Annotated in this window: 21 protein-coding genes and 5 tRNA genes; 8 read left to right on the forward strand and 18 right to left on the reverse strand. The window is 60.8% G+C overall.

The window, feature by feature from the left end; translation table 11 throughout:
- Positions 1-209: 209 nt before the first annotated feature.
- From murA to CRD15_RS09580, 4 genes are all read right to left on the reverse strand, one after another.
- Complete coding sequence (murA, locus tag CRD15_RS09565; protein ID WP_034966331.1) at positions 210-1466, reverse strand: UDP-N-acetylglucosamine 1-carboxyvinyltransferase; 1257 nt, start codon at positions 1464-1466, stop codon at positions 210-212.
- A gap of 94 nt (positions 1467-1560) precedes the next feature.
- On the reverse strand, positions 1561-2418 hold the full coding sequence (gene ramA / locus CRD15_RS09570; RefSeq protein WP_034966332.1) for an acetate metabolism transcriptional regulator RamA: 858 nt from the start codon (positions 2416-2418) through the stop codon (positions 1561-1563).
- A 155-nt stretch (positions 2419-2573) separates the two neighbouring features.
- Positions 2574-3077: a DUF2505 family protein gene (locus tag CRD15_RS09575; RefSeq protein WP_034980921.1), complete on the reverse strand. Its 504-nt coding sequence runs from the start codon at positions 3075-3077 to the stop codon at positions 2574-2576.
- Positions 3078-3145: 68 nt separating this feature from the next.
- Positions 3146-3973 carry an enoyl-CoA hydratase-related protein gene (locus tag CRD15_RS09580; protein WP_034980918.1) on the reverse strand — a complete coding sequence of 276 codons (828 nt, stop codon included), beginning with the start codon at positions 3971-3973 and terminating at the stop codon, positions 3146-3148.
- Positions 3974-4131: 158 nt separating this feature from the next.
- Between CRD15_RS09580 and cysK the strand changes: the two genes are divergently transcribed.
- The gene (gene cysK / locus CRD15_RS09585) at positions 4132-5067 is read left to right on the forward strand and encodes a cysteine synthase A (RefSeq protein WP_034966337.1); all 936 of its coding nucleotides are present in this window, start codon (positions 4132-4134) and stop codon (positions 5065-5067) included.
- A gap of 150 nt (positions 5068-5217) precedes the next feature.
- Positions 5218-5802 carry a serine O-acetyltransferase EpsC gene (gene epsC, locus CRD15_RS09590; protein ID WP_034966339.1) on the forward strand — a complete coding sequence of 195 codons (585 nt, stop codon included), beginning with the start codon at positions 5218-5220 and terminating at the stop codon, positions 5800-5802.
- A gap of 20 nt (positions 5803-5822) precedes the next feature.
- Here the strand turns inward: epsC and CRD15_RS09595 are convergent, their stop codons facing one another.
- The 7 genes from CRD15_RS09595 to CRD15_RS09625 all read right to left on the reverse strand — a co-directional run bounded on the left by CRD15_RS09595 (position 5823) and on the right by CRD15_RS09625 (position 8741).
- Positions 5823-6107 carry a GNAT family N-acetyltransferase gene (locus CRD15_RS09595; RefSeq protein WP_034966341.1) on the reverse strand — a complete coding sequence of 95 codons (285 nt, stop codon included), beginning with the start codon at positions 6105-6107 and terminating at the stop codon, positions 5823-5825.
- 148 nt (positions 6108-6255) lie between these two features.
- A tRNA-Phe gene (locus CRD15_RS09600) sits at positions 6256-6328 on the reverse strand.
- Between the two features lie 36 nt (positions 6329-6364).
- A tRNA-Asp gene (locus CRD15_RS09605) sits at positions 6365-6438 on the reverse strand.
- Between the two features lie 240 nt (positions 6439-6678).
- Positions 6679-6755: transfer RNA gene (locus CRD15_RS09610), tRNA-Asp, on the reverse strand.
- A 1-nt stretch (position 6756) separates the two neighbouring features.
- Positions 6757-6829 (reverse strand) — tRNA-Glu (locus tag CRD15_RS09615).
- A gap of 245 nt (positions 6830-7074) precedes the next feature.
- A tRNA-Lys gene (locus CRD15_RS09620) sits at positions 7075-7147 on the reverse strand.
- An 88-nt stretch (positions 7148-7235) separates the two neighbouring features.
- Positions 7236-8741, reverse strand: coding sequence for an acetyl-CoA hydrolase/transferase family protein (locus CRD15_RS09625; RefSeq protein WP_043015038.1), 1506 nt, complete (start codon positions 8739-8741; stop codon positions 7236-7238).
- Between the two features lie 283 nt (positions 8742-9024).
- Here CRD15_RS09625 and dusB point away from each other — a divergent pair, with 283 nt between their 5' ends.
- Positions 9025-10158: a tRNA dihydrouridine synthase DusB gene (dusB, locus tag CRD15_RS09630; protein ID WP_043015042.1), complete on the forward strand. Its 1134-nt coding sequence runs from the start codon at positions 9025-9027 to the stop codon at positions 10156-10158.
- Between the two features lie 95 nt (positions 10159-10253).
- The gene (gene phoU, locus CRD15_RS09635; protein WP_034966344.1) at positions 10254-10994 is read left to right on the forward strand and encodes a phosphate signaling complex protein PhoU; all 741 of its coding nucleotides are present in this window, start codon (positions 10254-10256) and stop codon (positions 10992-10994) included.
- Here the strand turns inward: phoU and CRD15_RS09640 are convergent.
- The 6 genes from CRD15_RS09640 to CRD15_RS09665 form a co-directional block, all read right to left on the reverse strand.
- On the reverse strand, positions 10991-11542 hold the full coding sequence (locus tag CRD15_RS09640; RefSeq protein ID WP_034980914.1) for a gluconokinase: 552 nt from the start codon (positions 11540-11542) through the stop codon (positions 10991-10993). The two genes, phoU and CRD15_RS09640, sit on opposite strands and share 4 nt — an antisense overlap.
- Before the next feature lie 189 nt (positions 11543-11731).
- Positions 11732-12508 (reverse strand): phosphate ABC transporter ATP-binding protein PstB, encoded by a 777-nt coding sequence (pstB, locus tag CRD15_RS09645; RefSeq protein WP_034966347.1) that lies wholly within the window; start codon positions 12506-12508, stop codon positions 11732-11734.
- A 124-nt stretch (positions 12509-12632) separates the two neighbouring features.
- A complete protein-coding gene (gene pstA, locus CRD15_RS09650; protein ID WP_034966354.1) occupies positions 12633-13553 on the reverse strand; it encodes a phosphate ABC transporter permease PstA in 921 nt (306 codons plus the stop codon).
- 14 nt (positions 13554-13567) lie between these two features.
- Positions 13568-14629 carry a phosphate ABC transporter permease subunit PstC gene (pstC, locus tag CRD15_RS09655; RefSeq protein ID WP_035001780.1) on the reverse strand — a complete coding sequence of 354 codons (1062 nt, stop codon included), beginning with the start codon at positions 14627-14629 and terminating at the stop codon, positions 13568-13570.
- Positions 14630-14812: 183 nt separating this feature from the next.
- Entirely contained in the window at positions 14813-15919 is a 1107-nt protein-coding gene (pstS, locus tag CRD15_RS09660; protein ID WP_370547015.1) for a phosphate ABC transporter substrate-binding protein PstS, read from the reverse strand.
- A gap of 385 nt (positions 15920-16304) precedes the next feature.
- Entirely contained in the window at positions 16305-17393 is a 1089-nt protein-coding gene (locus CRD15_RS09665) for a GNAT family N-acetyltransferase (protein WP_043015036.1), read from the reverse strand.
- Positions 17394-17558: 165 nt separating this feature from the next.
- On the opposite strand from CRD15_RS09665, the gene CRD15_RS09670 reads away from it, so the two are divergent.
- A complete protein-coding gene (locus CRD15_RS09670) occupies positions 17559-18377 on the forward strand; it encodes a DUF2993 domain-containing protein (protein WP_034975951.1) in 819 nt (272 codons plus the stop codon).
- 10 nt (positions 18378-18387) lie between these two features.
- On the forward strand, positions 18388-19029 hold the full coding sequence (locus CRD15_RS09675; RefSeq protein ID WP_011273076.1) for an FABP family protein: 642 nt from the start codon (positions 18388-18390) through the stop codon (positions 19027-19029).
- A gap of 28 nt (positions 19030-19057) precedes the next feature.
- On the opposite strand, the gene CRD15_RS09680 is transcribed toward CRD15_RS09675, so the two are convergent.
- Positions 19058-19969, reverse strand: a complete 912-nt coding sequence (locus tag CRD15_RS09680) for an aminodeoxychorismate lyase (RefSeq protein ID WP_034966360.1) — start codon at positions 19967-19969, stop codon at positions 19058-19060.
- A 42-nt stretch (positions 19970-20011) separates the two neighbouring features.
- On the opposite strand from CRD15_RS09680, the gene CRD15_RS09685 reads away from it, so the two are divergent.
- Positions 20012-21286, forward strand: coding sequence for a folate-binding protein YgfZ (locus CRD15_RS09685; protein ID WP_034980909.1), 1275 nt, complete (start codon positions 20012-20014; stop codon positions 21284-21286).
- 223 nt (positions 21287-21509) lie between these two features.
- On the forward strand, positions 21510-21767 hold the full coding sequence (locus tag CRD15_RS09690; protein ID WP_034980907.1) for a DUF3073 domain-containing protein: 258 nt from the start codon (positions 21510-21512) through the stop codon (positions 21765-21767).
- The last annotated feature ends 69 nt before the right edge of the window (positions 21768-21836 follow it).

Consider the following 21836-nt stretch of genomic DNA (forward strand, 5'->3'; position numbering starts at 1 on the left):
GTGATTAGCCAGACACGCTCTACAAGACACACTGAGAGTCCGTAACTCCCGGCGCCGTGTCGCGCTGACTCGAATTAATGTACACACACCCCACAACAAACACAAACCCGCAGGGTAGGAGCCATTTTCGTGCACTGGTTTGCGCACTGTTGTGCACTAGAGATTTGCACCAGCGTCTAGTTCTAGCGCCTGTGCTCTAACGCCTTGCTCTAGCGCTGCACCCGTTCGATCTTCGCACCCAACGAGCGCAGCTGCTCCGGGAAGTCCGGGTAGCCACGGTCGATGTGGTACACATCGTGGATCTCAGTCTCACCATCTGCCACCAACCCGGCCAGCACCAGGCCGGCGCCGGCGCGAATGTCCGAACTCCAAACGGGTGCTGAGGAAAGCTGATCCGTCCCGCGGATCACCACGTGGTGGCCATCGATGCTGGCATCTGCGCCCAGGCGCATCATCTCGTCCACAAATCGGAAGCGCGACTCGAAGATGTTCTCCGTAATCACGCTCATTCCTTCACTGACCGTGCACAGTGCGATAGCCATTGGCTGCAAGTCGGTCGGGAATCCCGGGAAAGGCAGCGTCTGGTAGTCCACAGCCTTGGGGCGCTCCGGCTGCTGGACTCTAAATCCGGTCGGATAGGTCTCCACGTGCGCCCCCGCCAGCTTTAGCTTCTCCAACACCAGGTGCAGATGCTGCGGATCAATTCCGCCTACAGTGATGTCCCCCATCGTCATCGACGCTGCATATGCCCAGGTGCCTGCCACAATGCGGTCGCCCACAACCTCGTGGTCCACCGGGTGCAGGCGCTCTACGCCCTCGACGGTGATGGTGTTCGATCCGGCTCCGCTGATCTTCGCGCCCATCTCGGTCAGCATGTTGCACAGATCCACGATCTCGGGTTCGCGCGCAGCGTTATCCAGCACCGTCGTGCCCTCGGCCAGCACGGCGGCGGTCAGGATGTTCTCGGTCGCCCCGACCGAGGGGAAGTCCAACTTGATGTTCGCACCATGCAGTTCTTCTGCCTCGGCGACTAGGCAACCGTGTTCAATTTTGGTGGTTGCACCCAGCAGCTCCAGGCCGGACTGGTGCATGTCGAGGGGGCGGGAACCGATGGCGTCACCACCAGGAAGAGCAACCCGCGCCTTCAGACAACGCGAAGTCAACGGCCCCAGTACGGCAACAGAAGCGCGGAATTGCCGGACCGCTTCAAAGTCCGCGTTGTACTCGATTTCCTCCGGCGTGGTAATGCGTACGACGGAGCCATCGAGCTCGACCTCGCACCCCAGGCCACGTAGTACCTCTGCCATATAAGGTACGTCGGCGATCTCGGGGCAGTTGGTCAGGGTCGTCGTCCCCGGTGCCAACAGTGCGGCTGACATCAGCTTAAGCACACTGTTTTTCGCGCCAGAAACCTTGATGGCGCCCTGCAGTTTGGTTCCACCTGTCACTACGAAGCTGTCTTTCACGCCACCCAGCCTACAAAAAATCGCCCCGCGCTTTGCGGAGCGATGGGCAGACGGAGCCGAGGCCACCACTAGGCAGCGCCTCGAGAAGGCTGAATCAGGGCAGCGCGCCAATACGGCGAGCGGCGTTCACAGCCTCATAGCGGGTGTGCGCGCCGAGCTTACGCATGACGGAGCGTAGGTAGCTCTTCACAGTCTCCGCGCCGATACCCATCTCGGCTGCAGCCTCCACGTTCGTGTGGCCCAGCGCCACGCAGGCCAACACGTCGAGCTCGCGCGCGGACAGCTTGGTGGTCTGTTTTACGCGCACGGGCGAAACCATCTGGTCGCATAGCACCTCGAGGTCGCGGCGCAGCTCTTCATCCTCTACGCGGTTGGCCAGCATGCGGAGCTTGCTGTGGGTGGCCCGGACCTGCTCCCACTCCGCACCGGACATCGAACGAACCTGTTTGGTGGACGACGCCCCCGTGGCAGCGCCACCCCCGGCCTCCGTTTCACGCATGGCCTCGTTCACAGCGAAGTCCTGCTCCAGGCAGCGGGCAGTCATAGTGACTTCTTCCAACACCTTGTCCCCCATGCGGGCGCGGGAGTGCACGCCTGCGTAAAGCACGCCTCGCACCTCGCGCTTCACGATCACCGGCACCGCAACTACGGAGTGCAGCCCCTCGTCGCGGATGTGACGGTCGAAGTCGTGGCTGATGGACTTTGCCCGAGTGTAATCAGACACACCCACTGGACGACGGGTGGTCATCACGCGGCCACCAACGCCAGCACCCGGGGCGATCTCCAGGTTGTGCAACGCCGGAGTGCGAAGCCCTACCCACTTGGAGATCCGCAGCCTGCCATCAGCCGCCCCTGCGGCGTACATGGTCACCGGGATTCCGGTCGCGTTTTTTAGGGAATTCAGCGCAGAGATGATGACGTCTTCGTCATCGCGTTGCCGCTGCTGGTCCACCTGTTCACTCCTCAAACTTGACCTCTGGCGCCCACCGCCTACGGGATACAGGCGCCGTGTGACTAGGGAGTATAGTTCACCCCCTAGCTACCCCCAAAACTGCCCCCGTGCTTTTATTCGCTACAAGCGAACGCAATGCTCAAACCCAATCGGGGCTAACGGTGGCTCAGCCTGGTAATTCGCGCCAGACTGTTGTCCACGATTGTGTCGGAGGTCTTCAGCAAGTGCTTTTCCAGCTTGCCTGCGATCAGTGGGACTCCGACATCCGCGGTCAGGGTCGCTTCACACGCCGTCTGTCCTGCCACCGGCGCATAAACAAATTGTGTCTGCATGGTGCCCATCCCCATCGGCAGCTCCATCGTCGCCGTGACCTCAAACGCGCCCGACGCGTCGGGCCTCGATACGTAGGTCTCTTGGAAGGAGACAGGTTTCTCGCCGTTGTCGGAAAGCTCTTCTAGCTCTTTTTGTGACGCCCTCACTCCAACCCGCGCCCACACCCGACCATCGGGGAGGTCTTTCCGCTCTGCCTCGATGATTCGAGCGTCGGTCTTCTCCACCATTCCCTCATCGGTCAGCAGGAAGGTTTCGCTGGACACGACCTCGTAGACCTGTTGGACGGAGAGGTCGATCGTGCGGTTGACATGCTTGGAATGCGACATATCCGCAATTGTGCCAGGTTTAGCTCTTCGACTGCGGGCGTAGAGCGACTATCTCGAGCATGAAGCACCTAGCGGTGCTGCCACTCCGGCTTGCGCTTCTCTACGAAGGCGGCCATGCCTTCCTTTTGATCAGCGGTGTCGAAGAGGCGCCAGAACTGCTGGCGCTCGGCCTCCACGCCGTCTTCCAGCGTGGACCTGTAGGCCTCGTCAACCATCTCCGTCGCCGCGGCGAGCGCGACCTGGGACATGCTTGCCACCTTGGCGGCGATCTTCTGCACTTCCTCAGCGAAGCCTTCCGCCGGGAGCACGCGGGAGACCAAGCCGCTGCGTTCGGCTTCCTCCGCATCCATCATGCGGCCGGTCAGGATCAGGTCCATCGCCTTGTACTTGCCCACTGCGCGGGTCAGGCGCTGAGTGCCACCCATTCCCGGGATGATACCGAGGGTAATTTCCGGCTGGCCGAACTTTGCCGACTCGCTGGCCAGCAGGATGTCGCCCAGCATCGCCACCTCGCAGCCGCCACCCAGGGCAAAGCCGGAGACCGCGGTGATCAACGGGGTCTTCAACTGCGCCAGCTTCTCCCAGTCGGCGAACAGGCGCTTTTCCGCTACCTCCGGGTAGACCTCGTCCTTCATCTCCTTGATATCGGCACCCGCCGCGAAAGCCTTCTCGCTGCCGGTGATGACGATGGCGCCGATGGCCGGGTCTGCATCCAGTGCCTCTGCAGCCGGAACAATCTCAGCGAGAACCTGGCTGTTCAACGCATTCAGGGCCTTCGGGCGGTCGAGAGTGATAGTGGCGACCGCGCCCTCCACGGCCACCTGAATGGTCTCGTAGGGCTTGTCGGGGTTCGCGGGATCAAAGGAAGTCTGGGTGTTGGAAGTCATGGTTGCCATTGAACCAAATCCCCCGCTGCCGTGACTGAGAATCCACCAAAGCCCGGGGACGGTAGGGGCGTCAAAAAGGATGACCAAGACAGCAGTGGTGCGCAAGAAAGGTGTCGTGTAGACTACCCAGTATAGACCGATCAGTCTAGAATGAAAGGATCGCCCCCATGGCGAAGATTTACAACAACATCACCGACCTCATCGGCGGTACCCCCCTGGTCAAGCTGGGCGCATTCGGCGAAGGACTGAAGGCCAACGTCCTGCTGAAGCTGGAAGCTTTCAACCCGGCTAACTCCGTGAAGGACCGCATCGGCAAGGCCATCATCGAGGCAGCCGAAAAGGACGGCACCCTAAAGCCGGGCGGCACCATCGTCGAGGCCACCTCCGGCAACACCGGTATCGCGCTGGCAATGGTCGGCGCCGCCAAGGGCTACAAGGTCGTCCTGACCATGCCGGAGACCATGTCCAACGAGCGCCGCATCATGCTGCGCGCTCTGGGCGCAGAGCTAGTCCTGACCCCCGGCCCAGGCGGCATGCAGGGCGCGGTCGACAAGGCCAACGAAATCGTCGAGACCACGGAGAACGCCATCCTGGCCCGCCAGTTCGCCAACCCGGCCAACCCAGAGATCCACTACAACACCACCGGCCCGGAGATCTGGGAAGACACCGATGGTGAGGTAGACATCTTCGTCGCAGGTGTCGGCACCGGCGGCACCATCTCCGGTGCAGCGAAGTACCTGAAGGAAAAGAACGACAAGATCGAGGTTGTCGGTGTGGAGCCGGCGGACTCCCCGCTGCTGACCGAGGGACGCTTCGGTCCGCACAAGATCCAGGGTCTGGGCACCAACTTCTTCCCAGAGAACCTGAACAAGGACATCCTGGATCGCGTCATCGACGCTCCGCTGGAGAACGCAACCAAGACCGCCCGCGAGCTAGCTAAGGCCGAGGGCATCCTCGCCGGCATTTCCTCCGGCGCTGCCGTCTGGGCAGCCCTGGAAGAGGCCAAGAAGGACGAGAACGAGGGCAAGACCATCGTGGTTATCGTCCCCGACTTCGGCGAGCGCTACGTCTCCACCCTGCTGTTCGACGACCTGCGCGACTAGAATGCCGCTGGCCTCCAGCTACCTCCAGTAGCCAGAAATAGGCGCTACCACCTTTCCACCTTGCAGTGGAATAGGCGGCAGCGCCTTCTCGTTATAGTGGCTGCAAAAGATTTTTAGCCGAACCTCCCCCTCAATCGAAAGACCACACCTTTGAGCATTCTTGGACGCATCCGCGAAGACCTCGCCAATGCCCGCGAACACGACCCAGCGGCACGCGGGGACGTGGAAAACGCCATCGTATATTCAGGCCTGCATGCCATCTGGGCGCACCGGGTATCCCATGCGCTGTGGACGCGTGGCCATAGAGGCATTGCGCGCGTCATTAGCCAGATCACCCGCGGGCTGACGGGCATCGAGATTCACCCTGGAGCCACCATCGGCCGGAGGTTCTTTATCGACCACGGCATGGGTGTGGTTATCGGTGAAACCGCGGAGATCGGCGACGATGTAATGCTGTACCACGGCGTAACCCTGGGCGGCTCCGAGCTGGTGCAGCGCAAACGTCACCCCACCATCGGCAACGGCGTGATGATCGGCGCCGGCGCCAAGGTGCTGGGACCGATCACCATCGGCGAAGGCTCCGCGGTCGGCGCCAACGCGGTGGTCACCAAGTCTGCGCCTCCGAACTCCATCCTGACGGGCATTCCGGCAAAGATTCGCCCCCGTAAGCCCGAGCAGAACACCCCACTGGTGGATGCGGTGAAGTGGGTCGACGACATCCAGAACAACATATAGGCGCGCGAACGCGCGACCAACTAGGCCAGCAGCTCCTTGAAGTCCGGGTTCTTCTCCACGAAGGCCTCGACTGCGGAGCAGCTGGCCTTTACCTTTAGCCCCGCTTCCTTGGTAGCCATCAAGGCCTCGCAGATCAGGGGCTTGGATAGGCCTTGGCCACGAAACTCACCAGAGACGACCGTGTGGTTGAAATCGCGCACGCTGCCATCCTGGACGTACTCGGCAAAGCCGGCCTCCTGGTCATCCACATAGATGACAAAGCGGCTCTGGGCTTGATCGTGGACAATGCTCTTGGCGCCTGACATGGTGCTTGGGGGCTCCTTCACTGACTCTTGCTCTTCTATGTCTTTGCCCTGCCTCTATGCAGGATCTAACCCCCAGTCTACGTAGCCGCACATGCCACTCCCCCAACGGCAAAACCCCGGTAGCTTTATCGCTACCGGGGTTGGGATGTGGCCAGAGCCGGGATCGAACCGGCGACCTTTCACTTTTCAGGCGAACGCTCTACCAACTGAGCTATCTGGCCTTCGTTGCCCGATCGCTTCCGATTCGAACATCGAAGCGACCCTGACGGGACTTGAACCCGCGACCTCCGCCGTGACAGGGCGGCGCGCTAACCAACTGCGCCACAGGGCCAATAATGCCTGCGCAACTAAATAAAACGACCAGACAACAACTTGTCTAAGCCGTCCGTTGCACGAGAATAGACTCTACACAGTGGCGAACTTCTTAAGCAAATCAGCTGTTCAAACGCTATTTCCACAGCACCCCTGCGCCGCGTTTTTGAGACCTAACTGGGCGGAAAAGTGGGCGTCCATAAAAAGGTAAAAAGAAAAGAGCCTCCCGGCGCGAAAAGCACTGGAAAAGCTCTAGCTATGGCGACCCTGACGGGACTTGAACCCGCGACCTCCGCCGTGACAGGGCGGCGCGCTAACCAACTGCGCCACAGGGCCGTACTCCCAACGGGATTCGAACCCGTGTTACCGCCGTGAAAGGGCGGGGTCCTAGGCCTCTAGACGATGGGAGCATGTTTGTAACGCTTCCGCGTCTCAAACAGCTCGCTTAGTCTAACCTGCTCCCCGCACAACAACCAAATTGCCTGTCCCGCGACGCAAGACCTCGAGCTTCGACTCCAGCCACTCGGCAACCCCCGGCCACAGATCCCGACACTTCGAGCGGTAGAACCCCATGTGCCCGACCGGCCCATTCGCGGTCCCGTCCCCTCAAAAAAAGACAAACCCCCGGTTTCGACAACCGGGGGAAATCAAAAAGTGGGCCCTGTGGGGCTCGAACCCACGACCTGCGGATTAAAAGTCCGTAGCTCTACCAACTGAGCTAAAGGCCCAACGGGAAGCATTCTATCTAACGCCGAAGCGAAGCAGAAAATTGCCCCCGCATGGACGGCAATCAGTCACTACCTATTCAGCCGAGCACTAGCCCTTCATGGAGCCCTTCTCCGCCAGGTTGATGTGGAAATCGAAGGCGGTCTTCAGGTCGTGCGGGGTGTGCAGGAAGTGCCCCTCGGAGCAGGCGCGTTCGTAGTATTCCTCCAGCAACGGGCGGTAGTCCGGGTGCGCGACGGCGATAAGCTTCGGAACGCGGTCACGCGGGGCAAGGCCGCGCAGGTCAGCGTAGCCGTACTCGGTGATCACAACCATCGTGTCGTGCTCGGTGTGGTCGATGTGGGTAGCGAAAGGCACGATCGCCGAAATATCGCCATCCTTCGCCGTGGACGGGGAAATGAAGGTGGATAGGAAGGCATTGCGGGTGAAGTCGCCAGAGCCACCGATGCCGTTCATGATGCGCGAGCCAGCGACGTTGGTGGAGTTCACGTTGCCGTAGATATCGCAGCCGATCATGCCGTTGGAGGCGATCAAGCCGGTGCGGCGGATGACCTCCGGATGGTTGGAGATCTGCTGCGGGCGCAGCACGATGTGTTCGCGGTAGCGCTTTGCCTCTGTGTTCATCTTCTCTGCGTATTCCGGCGACAGGGCGAAGGAGGTAGCGGAGGCGACGGTCATCTTGCCACTATCGATCAGGTCCAGCATGCCGTCCTGGATAACCTCGGTGTAGGCCTGGATGTTCTCGAACTTAGAATCCAGCAGGCCTGCCATCACGGCGTTCGGCACGTTACCCACGCCGGACTGCATGACGTAGCCGTCGTAGGTCAGGCGACCCGCCTGTACCTCGCCTTCCAGCAGATCCAGGAAGTGGCCGGCGATCTTCTCGGAGATCTCGTCGGTCGGCTTAAAGGGCGCATTGCGGTCCGCGGCGTTGGTCTTGACGACGGCCACGACCTTGTTCTGATCAACCGGAATGTAGGGGGTGCCGATGCGGTCGCCGGCATGGTTGATCGGGATCGGGGTGCGGTTGGGCAGATCCTGGATCTTGTAGATGTCGTGCATGCCCTCTAGGTCAAGCGACTGCCACTCGTTGACCTCGATGATGATCTTACGGGCGGAGTTCAGGTACTCCACGTTGTTGCCCACGGCCGACGACGGGATGATGTTGCCCGCCTCGTCGATGCGCACGGCTTCCACCACGGCTACGTCGAGGTTGCCGAAGAAGCCCTCCTCTACCTGCTGCCCCAGGTGGGAAAGGTGGATGTCCTGGTATTTGATTTCACCGGCGTTGATCTTCTTGCGCATCACCGGGTCGGAAGCGTAGGGGGTGCGGTAGCGCACAGCGGATGCCTCCGCCAGCACGCCGTCGCAGTCGGGTGCGGTGGAAGCTCCGGTGAAGAGGTCGATCTGAAAGTCCTCGCCACGGCTGTGCAGCTCGTTGGCCTTGTTGGCGATGGCGGTTGGTAGAGCCTTAGGGTATCCGGCGCCGGTGAAGCCGGACATGCCGATCTTGTCGCCGTGGTTGATGAACTGTGCCGCCTCGTCCGCGGACATGACCTTGGACTTGTAAAACTCGTTTGAGATGCGCTCAGACATCGCTTCCTCCTATATAGCTATGCAGCGGTTTTCCGCTTTCATTTCCTCAGCCTACATAAATGTGACTTAGCTCGCGCTCACCCTCTAGCCTATTGTTGAACAATCTTTGTTGCTACTGCCACCTCCCCCTTATCCTTTTCTTCTTTCGTTCTTTCTTATTGACGCCCTTTGGTATTCGCCCCTTTAGAGTGTGAAAATGGTGCCTGTGACTACATCGACCGCAACCCCCACCCCCACCACAGAATCCTCCGTCCCTACCTCATCGACTCCCCAGGGACTCCAGATCGGACCCCTGAAGCTGGACTCCCCCGTTGTTCTGGCGCCGATGGCGGGCGTGACAAACGTCGCCTTCCGTAGCCTGTGCCGCGAGCAGGAGCGCGAGCGCATGGGCTCGGTCGCTGGGCTCTACGTCTGCGAAATGGTCACCGCGCGGGCGCTGGTCGAGCGCAACCCAAAGACGCTGCACATGACCACCTTCGCACCCGACGAAGACCCGCGAAGCCTGCAGCTGTACACCACCGACCCGGAGTACACCTACAAGGCGGCGAAGATGATCGTCGACGAGAACCTGGCCGACCACATCGACATGAACTTCGGTTGCCCGGTGCCGAAGGTAACCCGCCGTGGCGGCGGCTCTGCCCTGCCTTACAAGCGCAAGCTCTTCGGCAACATCGTGGCCGCTGCAGTAAAGGCCACCGAGGGAACGGATATTCCCGTCACCGTGAAAATGCGCGTAGGCATCGACGATGCGCACCACACACACCTGGACGCGGGTCGCATTGCCGTCGAGGAAGGCGCCGCCGCAGTCGCCCTGCACGGCCGTACGGCAGCGCAGCGCTACTCCGGCCAGGCAGATTGGAACGAGATCGCGCGCCTGAAGCAGCACCTGGCTCACACCGGCATCCCGGTGCTGGGCAACGGCGATATCTTCAAGGCCACGGACGCGCGGGCAATGATGGAACAAACCGGCTGCGACGGAGTGGTCGTTGGGCGAGGCTGCCTGGGACGTCCGTGGCTGTTCGCAGAGCTCTCCGCTGAGCTTCGGGGGCTTCCGATCCCCGCACAGCCAACACTGGGCGAGGTCGCCCGCATCATCCTGCGCCACGCGGAGTTGTTGGCTGCCCACGATGGCGAACAGAAGGCATGCCGCGACCTGCGCAAGCACATGACGTGGTACCTGCGGGGATTCCCCGCCGGCGGCGAGCTCCGCCGCAGCCTTTCCCGCGTAAGCAGCTTTGAGGAGCTGAAGTCCGCCCTCGCGGAGGTGTGGGATTCCCCCGCGTTGGCCGAGGACGCAGACGGCGCCCGCGGGCGCCAAGGCTCCCCTGCGAAAGTTGCCCTCCCGGAAGGCTGGCTGGACGATCCCTGGGACGAGGCTGTGCCGGACGGCGCTGATATCGAGAATAGCGGAGGCTAGGCCGGATCCGCGTAGCTGCCAATAGTTACACGGGGCTAAATTCTGGGGGCTGCTGCCCGAGCGCCGTAGACCCTCGGCGACTATAGTTGCCTTTCATGCGAAGGGTATATAGAGACCAACTCCGGGAATTCAGACACGATATTTCCCTGATGGCGGATTTCACGCGCACAGCGCTGGATTCTGCCACCCGTGCCCTGCTCAACGCTGATCTAGCATTGGCGGAAAAGATCCTCGGCAGCGTGGATACCCTGGAAGATCTGCGCGTCACGTCGGAAAAGGCCGCATTCCAGCTACTGGCGCTAGAGGCTCCCGTGGCCAGGGACCTGCGCGTGGTGGTCGCGGGCCAGCACATTGTCGAGGATTTCACCCGCATGGGCGCGCTTGCGGTGCATGTGGCGAAGGTGGCGCGGCGGCGTCATCCAGAAAATGCCGTACCCGAGGCCATCCGTCCGTTTATCGAAGAGATGGCGCGGCAGTGCGACAACTCGGCGATGAAGGTGCAGGAGCTGCTCCGTCACTTGGACGTTCAGACCGCACTTGAGCTCATCGAAGACGACGACGCGGTCGACGATATCCACCGGCACCTCTTCCAGCTGACTACGATGCGCGAGTGGCCTCACTCTGTACGCGAGGCCGTTGACCTCACGCTGCTGTCCCGCTACTTGGAGCGCTTTTCCGATCACGCTGTGACGATCGGCAGCCGCATCATCTTCATCGCAACGGGCCTAACCCCGGACGAATACCAGCGCAAGCAGGAAGACGAAGAAGTCCAGCGACGCTTCCGCGAAGAGTTCGACGAGATGCGCTACCGCTACGACAGGAACTTCGACTACTAACTGCTGTAGGCCTTCTGGGCGAACATCGCCGCGTTCAGGGCATCGTCAAGTAGCTGTTCCGGCGTACGGCTGACGTCCAGCTGGATACCCTTCTCCCCCGGCGTGAGGCGCTGCAGGTCGTCCAACTGCGCGGTCAGCAGCTCGCGTGGCATATCCGCGTCTCCCACGCGGTTCCTCATACGCTCCGCGAGCACGTCCTCGGTGCCGTAGAGGTGCACGTAGAACACGGTCGCATTCTCGCCCACATCGTTGAGGATCTCGCGATGATCGATACGCAGCGCAGTGCATGCGGTAACGGTGTTGTTACCCTGTGCAGCCTCGTCCGCGATCCAATCGCGCACGATTCCCAGCCACTTACGGCGGCCCGACTCTGGCGGGAGCTTGCCGTCCTGCAGGATCTCAAGTGCGCCTTCGGGGTGCAGATCGTCGGCCTCCTGTAGCTTCCAGCCGGTCTTCTCGGCCATGGCGCGCGCCAGGGTGGTTTTGCCGCTGCCACTCACCCCCATCACTACTACGTGGAGGGTTGCCGGAGTCTCTGAGCTAGACATGTTGGCTCCTTTCTGTCTGCAATGCCCGTCGCTGCCTCTAGTATGCCGTTTTATTTTTACTATTGACGCCAAAAGCGGGGTTCCGGTGTTTACCGGAACCCCGCTAGTGGGTGGCGGGCTCTGTGAAGCTCCGCCGTACAGACACTTTCTTAATTCTTCCCTCCGCGCTGGGAGGGAGGCGAGGGATCTTTAGCCGAAGCGGCCGGAGATGTAGTCCTCGGTCTCCTTCTTGGTCGGGTTTTCGAAAATCTGCTTGGTCGGGCCAACCTCAACCAGCTGGCCGGGCTTGCCAGTAGCTTCCAGGGAGTAGAAGGCGGTCTGATCGGACACACGGGCTGCCTGCTGCATGTTGTGGGTCACGATGACGATGGTGAACTCTTCCTTCAGCTCGTGGATCAGGTCCTCGACAGCCAGGGTGGAGATCGGGTCCAGGGCGGAGCAGGGCTCGTCCATCAGCAGGACTTCCGGCTCGACCGCGATAGCGCGGGCGATGCACAGACGCTGCTGCTGACCACCGGACAGGCCGCCACCCGGCTTGTCCAGACGATCCTTAACTTCGTCCCACAGGTTGGAGCCACGCAGTGCGCGCTCCGCAACCTCGCGGAGCTTCTTCTTGTTCTTCTCGCCGGCCAGCTTCAGGCCAGCCACGACGTTCTCCTCGATGGACATCGTCGGGAAGGGGTTAGCCTTCTGGAACACCATGCCGATGGTGTTGCGGACAGCCACCGGGTCGATCTTCGGGCCGTAAATGTCTTCGCCGTCGAGCAGGATCTCACCCTTGACGTGGGCACCGGGGATAACCTCGTGCATACGGTTCAGGGTGCGCAGCACGGTGGACTTACCGCAGCCGGACGGGCCGATGAAGGCGGTCACTGCCTTCGGCGGGATGTGTAGGTTGACGTCCTGTACGGCGTGGAAGTCACCGTAATAAATGTTGACGTCGTTGAGGTCTAGGCGCTTAGCCATTGTGTTGTTCTCCTAGGGTCCTAGGGTGACCGCCCTTTTGTATGGGACGGTCGTCGTTCTGTGCAAGTGAAAAGGCTTTGTTTGGTTTTCGGTCCCGGCGGGGTCTAAGGGCTTGGGCTAAGCCTTAGGCCTTCACCGAATAGCGCTTCGAGATCAGACGGGCGCCAATCATCAGGATGGCAACCAGCAGCACCAGGGTCAGTGCGGAGCCCCACAGACGCTCCAGCACGAACTCGTTACTGCCGGCGCTGTACAGGTCAACCATGTACAGCGGCAGGGATTGCTGGCCACCCTCGAACGGGTTCCAGTTGATCTTGGTGGTGGAACCAACCAAGATCAGCACCGGTGCGGACTCACCCATCACGCGGGCAACGGCCAGCATGATGCCGGTAACGATGCCGGACAGTGCGGTCGGCAGGACGATCTTGACGATGGTCTTCCACTTCGGCACGCCCAGTGCGTAGGAGGCCTCGCGCAGATCCATCGGAACCACGCGCAGCATCTCTTCCGCGTTACGCACGATGATCGGAACCATCAGCAGCACCAGCGCAATCGAGACGGCGAAGCCAGATCGCTCGAAGCCGAAGGTGGTGATCCACATTGCGTAGACGAACAGGGCGGCAACGATGGAAGGAACACCGGTCAGAATGTCGACCATGAAGGTCGTGATTCGGCCGAGGAAGTTTCCGCGGGAGTACTCCACCAGGTAGATGGCGGTGAACACACCGATCGGGACGGAGAGCGCGGAGGTAACCAGAACCTGTATCAGGGTACCGATGATGGCGTGAACTGCACCGCCACCGGCCTTGTTACGGGGCTGGCCGACCATGTCGTACATCCACCAGTCGGGGTTGAGGATCGCGGGCAAGCCGTCGCTGAGGACCTTGACCAGAACCCACAGCAGAGGAACTAGAGCCAGAGCCATCGCCAGGTAGATGATGACGGTGGCGGCCTTATCCGCAGCCTTACGCTTGCCGGAGATCTGGGTGAAGAGGGCAGAGGACGAAGAGGACTTCTTGTTTTCTACAGCTACTGCATCAGTCATTGTTTTTACGTCTCCTACTTCTTCGACACAACGGCGCGGGCGGCAGCGTTAACCAGGAAGGTCAACAGGAACAGCACGAGGCCGGCGGAAATGTAGGCACCCGCCTTCAGCTCGTCGTTGAATTCCGGCGCAGCAGCCGCGATGGCGGTCGCGAAGGTCGTACCACCGTCCATCAGGGAGCCACGGAAGCCAGCGGAGCTAGCGATAACCATGTACAGCGCCATGGTCTCGCCCAGTGCGCGACCCAGACCCAGCATCGCGCCGGAGATGTATCCGGACAGACCGAACGGCAGCACAGTCATACGAACAACTTCCCAGCGGGTTGCACCCAGTGCCAGAGCAGCCTCGACGTGCCCCTTCGGGGTCTGAACGAAGACCTCACGGGTGGTTGCGGCAATCACAGGCAGAATCATGATTGCCAGAACGATGCCACCGGTGAAGATATTTCGGGAGGTGGAGAATGGTGGGGAGCTACCCTGCTGGTGGTTGAAGAGGAAGAATCCGCCAGCCCAACCGGACAGCCACTCGAAGAAGTCACCCAGTGCCGGGCCGAGGACGTAAGCACCCCAGATACCGAACACGATGGAAGGCACTGCAGCCAGCAGGTCGACCATGAAGCCCAGGGGCTTCACCAGAGACTTCGGGCAGTAGTTGGACAGGAAGATCGCGATTCCCAGGGCGACCGGCATTGCCAGTACCAGGGCGACGAGCGAAACCAGGACAGTGGTGAAGAACAGGTTCGGGATACCGAACTGCATCCATCCACCGTCGTTGGTGGTGTAGTCGGTGTTCCAGCGCTCGCCGTAGGTGAAGAAGCTGAAAATACCGTCGCGCAGGCGGCCCATTGCGGGAACTGCCTGCAAGATCAGGAACAGGCCGATCAGCGCGATGATCACGGTGATCAGGATTGAGGAGGTCTTTGCCAGCGTTTCAAAAACAACATCGCCAGGGCGCTTAACGTTGCCACCGCCGGAGCGCTGACTGTTGTCTGCCAACTGGTGATCCTGCGTCGGCTGAGGAGCGTCGCCCTCTGCCTCTGTGGACTTGGCGACCTCAACCTTATTGGCGTTTGCCATGAGGAATCCTTAAAAGGTCGTTATGTATTACGAGAATTTTTTGCGAACGTGTTTCGCGTCACTACTGCCGCCTCATTCAGACCGCAACCCCCGATCGAAAAACGAGCGGGGGTTAAGTCGCTGTCTGTTAGGCAGCTATGGCTTTCTCAATTGAAGAAAACCACTATTCAAAGCAGTCGTGGACTACTTCAGAGCATCGACGGCCTTCTCCAGCTTGGACTTGAACTCGCCGTCCAGCGGGATGTAGCCCTGGTCAGCCAGGTCATCGTTCTGGTTGTCCAGGATGGTGTAGAGGAAGTTCTTGACCAGCTTGCCGGTGTTCTCGTCGTAGCCAGCGGAGCAGACGATCTCGTAGGTGGTCAGAACCAGCGGGTACTCGCCCTCGCCCTTCAGGGAGTACAGCTTCTTGGAGTCAACAACCAGGTCGTTGCCCTCGCCCTTGAACTCAGCAGCGTTCAGAGCCTTGTTGACGTTCTCCTTGTTCAGCTCAACCGGGCCAGCACCGAAGTCGATGTTTGCGACGTTGACCTTGTCCAGCTCCTCAGCGAAGCCGGACTCAACGTAGGTGATTGCACCGTCGGTTTGAGCAACCTGGTCAGCGACACCCTTAGACTTCGGAGCACCAGTGCCGACCTTGGTCGGGAACTGCTTGCCCTCGGAGTCCCACTCGCCGGTGGAAGCGGCCAGGAACTTCTGGAAGTTGTCGGAGGTACCGGACTCGTCAGAGCGGTAAACAACCTCGATCGGCTTGGACGGCAGATCCACGCCCTCGTTCTCGGACTTGATGGCCTCGTCGTCCCACTTCTTGATCTCGCCCTTGAAGATCTTGGCGACGGTCTTGGTGGACAAGTTCAGGGTGTCCACACCCTCCAGGTGGTAGGCGATAGCAACCGGGCCGATAACCATCGGCAGGTGCCATGCATCGTTGCCCTCGCAGCGCTTCTTAGCGTCTGCGATCTGGTCATCCTTCAGCGGGGAGTCGGAACCAGCGAAGTCAGCCTGGCCAGCGATGAACTTCTTCTGGCCGTCACCGGAACCGGAAGCGGTGTATGCCAGGGTAGCGCCGGTGTTAGAGAAAGCCGGGCCGAAGATGTTCTGGATTGCGTTGTCCTGAGAGGAAGCGCCCTCACCGCGCAGCTCGCCGGTGGCCTCCTCCATCTCACGGGTGCTCTCGGCACCGTTGCTGCCACCGTTGTCGTTGTTGTCAGCGTTGGAGCAAGCGGTCAGGATCAGGGAACCAGCAAACAGGGTTGCGGCTGCGGCGCTGGTGCGCTTCATGGTGAACTTCACGAGGTTCTCCTCCGAAAATTGTCAGAAGTACAGAAAGTGTCGTACAGGAATAGCCCGCAGTTGTGGGAGCCACTCTTGCTTCATCAGAAAAGTTAATCGGCGCTTATGGAATTAAAGAATGCTAGAAGTTAACTCTAGGTGAACTATCTCATCTCCCCAGGTAACAACCGGTTTACCCCCGTTTTACCCACCGATAAAGCCACCGAAATACACACCTAGCCACTACCCCCGCGTGAAGAAAAGATACCCGAGTTCACCTCGCGTTAACCATGCGATCGTCAGTGCAGCCCCTAGACCACGCGACACCCTGACGAAAGCTAAACCTCGTTACGTAAATCTTAAGTTTTTTCTTATCTTTGGGTGTGTCCGGTAACTTTGGTCAGACTTAGAGGCGACCGCGATAGACAACGTCGGTGTGGACCACCTCAAAACCAAGGCGCTTGTACGTAGACACAGCCGGCGCGTTGTCCCCCTCAACGTAGAGCTCAATGCAGCCACATCCGCGATCCAGCAGCAGCTTCATGCCCAGCAGCGTAATTGCTTGCCCCAGCCCCCTGCCACGCGCATCGTCGGACAGGCAGACAACATACACCTCGCCCGTACGTTGCCCGGAGTCCTTTTCTTTTTCCTCCAGTGGAATTTTGGTCCAGTGGAATCCGGCTAGACGGAACACATCATCACAGCCGGTACCCTCGCCACTTTCACCCCCCTCGGACGCACAGGGAATGCCCACGCGCTCCGCCGCGGAATTTTGGTCACGCACCCACAGCATCAGCACACCGTCGGGCTCAAACCAGTTCGTATCGCGGGCAGCGCGCAGACGCTCGCTATCCCAGCCACCCTGCTCTGGGTGCCACGCAAAAGCCTCATTGTTAACGCGCACCCATTCCGCGTCCACAGAGTCTGCGTCGAAGCGCTCGATTGATTCGCTATACGTCAGCACCTCAATCCCCTGCTCTACACAGAGATCCGCAGCCTCGGTGCTCTTAGCCTCAATGTTCCTGGCCGATTTCGTCGCAGGCAGGCAATCCAGCGACATCTTCAGGAGCTCACGGGTACGGCGAGCATTCAAAGATTCAACGAAACGCTGCGCGCCGGCGGAATCACCATGGGCCCACACATCAATTGCACCGCTGACTCCCAGTTGATCCCGCAGGGCCTCAAACAACCCGACCCCTACTCCGCGGTGGCGCCCTTCCGGAGACACCGCCAGCTCAATAACTCGATCTGGATCCATAGCCAGCACACCAACCACCCGGTCGCGCTGTTCGCCCCGTGCGCCTTCCGCAGTGCGCTCATCGCTGACCGCTACTACATGCTTGTGGCCAAAGTCCTCGTCGATCCCCCGCACGAAGGCTTCGCTAATCGCAGCCACACCATCGGCCTCAGCGACCTCTTGCAACACCTCGTGGACCCCCTCCAGCACCTCGGAGTGCTCCCACAGGTCTTCATATGTGTCGTAGGTAATAGCCATGTCCCCGATTGTCCCCCACTTTCGGAATCTATGGGAGCGTTTTAACAGGTTTCTTTACCCATGGCTGGGATTGGGGCGGCTGGAGTGTGGCGTCCAAAAGAAAGAACAAGGGTACCTAGTAACCTGAAGGGAACAGAATCAGACTCCAGAAAGGTGGCCGGCAAGGTGAAGAAGATCGCAATCCGTGGCGCGGTCGTCTTTGTCGTCCTCCTGATCGTGGCGCTCATCACCGACAACGTGATCGCCGCCCGCGCGGAACACAAGATCTCCGAAGCGTTGTACGCCGACTCGAACCTAGCGAACCCGCCGAAGGTGCAGGTTGCGGGATTCCCCTACACACGCGCTGCGCTCAGCCACGAAATACAGGCCGTCACGGTCACCGCCAGCGACGTTGATGTACCGGGATTTGGACTAATGAGCGTGCACACCTCCGCGCAATACATCACGGTCTCCGCCGACGACGTATTCAACGGAAAGATCGAAAATGCCCCGGCGCGTAAGGTGTTTACCCGCCTCCAGTTAGACGGAGTGCTGCTCGGCGACCGCATGAACATCGAAGCGCTGCAGATCCAGAACCTGGACGACATCTCGCCTCGCGGCGGATGGGAAACCGAGGCCGTGTTCGAAGGCAAGCCGGAGGGCTTCGCCAAACCTGCAAAGGTCGAAGTGAAGCTGCGGATTGTTGCGGGCACCATGAAGATCACCCCAATCAAAATCCTTTCTGCCCCCGACGGCCTAGACATCAAAGCCAAAGACGTGACGGATGAGGGCAGCATGGACAAGGACATTGTCCGGCGGATCAACGAGGCCTTCAGCCTAAGCATCCCCGGCAAGCAATTGCCGATGCCGGGCGACCCCGAGCGCGTCTATGTTTCCGGCGGCTCGCTGTTCGTCGAAACGGAACAGGTATACACCAAGATCAGCTTGTCGGATCTGGCCCCGCGTTCCCGCCCCTTGAGTGAAGAGGAACAGCCCAGGCTATAGGCTTAGGGGCATGGCTGAAGAAGAAAACAAGAAGTTCAAGGTCAATGCCAACGACGCAGTGAACCTGGCCGCCGAACAGTCCAAGTCCACCAGCGACAAGAACCTGCCGGAATTCGGCGATATGCCCATCCCCGACGACACAGCCAACCTGCGCAAGGGGCCTAATCTGCACGACGGGTTGCTGGCGCTGCTGCCGCTGATCGGTGTGTGGCGCGGGCAGGGACAGGCTGCACCTCCCGGCGAAGAGGAATTCACCTTCGGCCAGCAGGTTGTCTTCGCCCACGATGGCGAGAACCGCATCAGCTACGACTCCCGCACGTGGCGCATGGACGACGACGGAAAGCCGACCGAGATCCCCGACCGCCGCGAGTCCGGCTTCCTGCGCATCAACGATGACGATGAGATCGAAATGATCCTCACACACTCCGATGGGATGGTGGAGATCCTTTACGGCAGCCCGCTGAACGAGCGCGCGTGGCAGCTGGAAAGCGCCTCGACCATGGCGACGGCTACCGGCCCGACGAACCTGGGTCCGGGCAAGCGCCTTTACGGCCTGATGCCGAACAACGACCTCGGCTGGGTCGACGAGCGCCTCATTGACGGCGAGATGGTGCCATGGCAGTCCGCGCAGCTGTCCCGCGTGGTCGGTTAACCAGTTAGACGGGTGGCCAACAAGCTGGCTACCCGGTCACGGCTTCCCAGGCCATTTCCTCTACCTCGTCGGCGAGCTCCGGGCGGGGCCTGTCCACCCCGTCCAGCTCCGTCACCCGCGCCTGCACGCGCACAGAGGAGACCAGCCACACGCCGGCTGCCGCCTGCAGGTCCTCGACTCTTAAGACGCGCTCCTCCGTGGTCCACCCACGCTGCTCCGCCAGCTTAAATAATGCGGCCTGCGAGGTTCCCTTCAGAATGCCCACGTGGGTCGGCGGGGTGACGAGCTTCTTCTCCCCCGTTGCCGGATCCACCTCCGCAGCAACAACCGTCGAGGTCGGACCTTCCAACACGAGCCCCTCGTCGGATAGGAAGATCACGTCGTCCACCCCGCGCTTCTTAGCGCTGCGCAGGGCCGCCATATTCGCGGCATAAGACAACGTCTTCGCGCCGATCAGCGCCCATGGAGAGCGCTCTGACAAGTCGATGCGGAAGCCCCGCTCGGCAGTCATCACCCGCACTCCGTGCGCCCGGTCGTGCAGCACGTGCTCGCTGACCGGCGCCACCGTGACCCAGCCCGTCGGCTGCCCCGTGGATTCCCGCCCGCGCGAGTAGACCCAGCGCAGTGCGGCCTCCTGCCCCGGACCGTTCTTTTCCTCGAAGTCGGCCACGGCAATGTCGGTGGCACGATACCAACGCTCCAGATCCGGCTCCGGCAGATCCAGCATGGCGGAGCTGTTAATAAAACGTGTGGCGTGGCGCTCGCGGTTGCGGACATTTCCGCCACGCAGCATAAACGTCTCGAATACGCCGTCGCCACGCACCGCCGCCAGGTCGTCCGCGTAGATCATCGGAACGCTCACGTCCCGGACCTGCGGCTCTGCCCCTTCGTTGGTTCCCAACACATCGACGACCACGAACTCTGCGTTCCAGTTACCCATAAATGTGATGTTACTGGCAGGCCGCGCGCACTCCGCCCTACGATGGGTGGCGTGTTTGACCTGACTCATAGCCCGATCCTTGACCACGTTCCCAATGCCAGCGCGCTGACTGGCAGCGAGTCCACCGAAGGTTCGGAGGTGCAGGGTGCCCAAGAAGGGAACCAAGCCGAACCCCAGATCGGCGCCACCGCCTGGCACTACGGCAATCCCCTCACCGAACAGTCCCGTATCAACGATGACAAGCCAGGCCTCGTGGACTTCTGGGATCGCGTGGCCATCCGCATTTCCGGCCCGGAGCGCCGCGATTGGCTGAACAACCTGATCTCTCAAAAGGTCAACGCCATCGCCCCCGGCCAGGCCACCTTCGGCCTGATCCTCGACGTCAAGGGGCACATCGAGCATTTCTTTGGCATCCTCGCCACCGACGACGCTCTGACCCTCGACACCCCAGCCACCCACGCCGACGCGCTCGAGGACTACCTCCGCAAGATGGTCTTCTGGTCGCAGGTCACCGTCGAACGCCTGCCGTGGGCACGACTCACCGTCATCGGCACGGGCCTCGTCGCGGATTCCTCGCTGTCTCTTAATGACGCCACGTCTCCCGCCGCGCTACCAGATCATTTGAAAATCGACATTCCAGACGATCTGGACCTGCAATTGTGGCGTTTCGGGACTATCGGGGAGATGCAGACGCTTGATCTGTGGGTATCTAGGGATAGCTTCGTCGATACCTGGGATCTGCTCACAGATGTTGCGACCCCCGCGGGACGTATGGCCTACGACGCCTTCCGAATCCAGGCGCGCCTGCCGATCCTGGGCGTGGATACCGACGAGCGCGCCATCCCCCACGAGGTACCTGCTTTCATCGGCAAGGGAATCAGCGGCGCCACCCAGCTGGACGACGTAGCTGCGGGTCCCACCGAGGCAGCCGTGCACCTCAACAAAGGCTGTTACCGGGGCCAGGAGACGGTCTCCCGAGTCCACAACCTGGGAAAATCCCCGCGCGTTCTGGTGCTGTTGCACCTCGACGGATCCGCCAACCGGCTACCGAAAGTTGGCGCGGACCTCACTGCGGGTGGCCGCGCGATCGGCCGGGTCGGATCCAGCGTGCACGACTGCGACTACGGCCCCGTCGCCCTTGCTTTGGTGAAGCGGAATGTGGTGGAGAAGGTGGCGTCCAAAAATAGCAAAGTTCCCCCGCTTCTAGCCGATGGGATCGACGCATCGATCGACCCCAGTGACCTGGCGGCGGCAGCGGGCGACGACTCGATCCGACCGGGGCGCGCGGCGATCAACCGGCTGCGCGGACGAAACTAGGATCCCAATTGGCTGGTTAACCCCCTAGCTCACACGACAATGGCGCAGGTCACAGGGTGTTTATGTTGCCGCCAGCACCCGCGGGCGCGCAATAGAGTAGTGATCTTTTGGGAAAAACTGATCGCAAACCGCTATGGTGTAGGGCAGGAAGAAACTTAACATGTAAACGAAAAGGGTGGCCGAACTCCCGCGCCACTCGAGGACACCGCAAGGGGGTCAGGCCATGGGTCGCGGCCGTGCCAAGGCAAAGCAAGCCAAGGTTGCTCGTCAGTTGAAGTACAACGCTCCGGAGATGGATCTGGAGAGCCTGCAGAGGGAACTCTCGGGCCAGTCGCAAAACCGGGGTTCCGGTTCCCGCGGCGGCGATAGCTACGACGACTACGAGGATGACTACAGCGAATACGCTGAAGCGTACGACGACTACGACGATGAGTATGCCAACGATTACGAGGATGGCTACTCCGACGACTCTCGGAAATAACTAGCCTATCCTCCGCAAAGCTCCCGCCCCTCCACACCTAGAAGGTGGAGGGGCGGGAGCTTTTTCACA

The organism is Corynebacterium sp. LK28 (assembly GCF_014335105.1).
Lineage (GTDB): Bacteria > Actinomycetota > Actinomycetes > Mycobacteriales > Mycobacteriaceae > Corynebacterium > Corynebacterium macclintockiae.

Bases quoted from the DNA above. Each gene is read 5' to 3' on its own strand.
- CRD15_RS09595 (WP_034966341.1), bottom strand. From the start codon at position 6,107: ATGTCAGGCGCCAAGAGCATTGTCCACGATCAAGCCCAGAGCCGCTTT.
- CRD15_RS09665 (WP_043015036.1), bottom strand. From the start codon at position 17,393: ATGGCTATTACCTACGACACATATGAAGACCTGTGGGAGCACTCCGAG.
- CRD15_RS09640 (WP_034980914.1), bottom strand. From the start codon at position 11,542: ATGTCTAGCTCAGAGACTCCGGCAACCCTCCACGTAGTAGTGATGGGG.
- CRD15_RS09575 (WP_034980921.1), bottom strand. From the start codon at position 3,077: ATGTCGCATTCCAAGCATGTCAACCGCACGATCGACCTCTCCGTCCAA.
- CRD15_RS09675 (WP_011273076.1), top strand. From the start codon at position 18,388: ATGGCTGAAGAAGAAAACAAGAAGTTCAAGGTCAATGCCAACGACGCA.
- CRD15_RS09680 (WP_034966360.1), bottom strand. From the start codon at position 19,969: ATGGGTAACTGGAACGCAGAGTTCGTGGTCGTCGATGTGTTGGGAACC.
- CRD15_RS09625 (WP_043015038.1), bottom strand. From the start codon at position 8,741: ATGTCTGAGCGCATCTCAAACGAGTTTTACAAGTCCAAGGTCATGTCC.
- pstA (WP_034966354.1), bottom strand. From the start codon at position 13,553: ATGACTGATGCAGTAGCTGTAGAAAACAAGAAGTCCTCTTCGTCCTCT.
- CRD15_RS09690 (WP_034980907.1), top strand. From the start codon at position 21,510: ATGGGTCGCGGCCGTGCCAAGGCAAAGCAAGCCAAGGTTGCTCGTCAG.
- pstC (WP_035001780.1), bottom strand. From the start codon at position 14,629: ATGGCAAACGCCAATAAGGTTGAGGTCGCCAAGTCCACAGAGGCAGAG.
- phoU (WP_034966344.1), top strand. From the start codon at position 10,254: ATGCGAAGGGTATATAGAGACCAACTCCGGGAATTCAGACACGATATT.
- CRD15_RS09685 (WP_034980909.1), top strand. From the start codon at position 20,012: ATGGGTGGCGTGTTTGACCTGACTCATAGCCCGATCCTTGACCACGTT.
- cysK (WP_034966337.1), top strand. From the start codon at position 4,132: ATGGCGAAGATTTACAACAACATCACCGACCTCATCGGCGGTACCCCC.
- CRD15_RS09580 (WP_034980918.1), bottom strand. From the start codon at position 3,973: ATGGCAACCATGACTTCCAACACCCAGACTTCCTTTGATCCCGCGAAC.
- pstB (WP_034966347.1), bottom strand. From the start codon at position 12,508: ATGGCTAAGCGCCTAGACCTCAACGACGTCAACATTTATTACGGTGAC.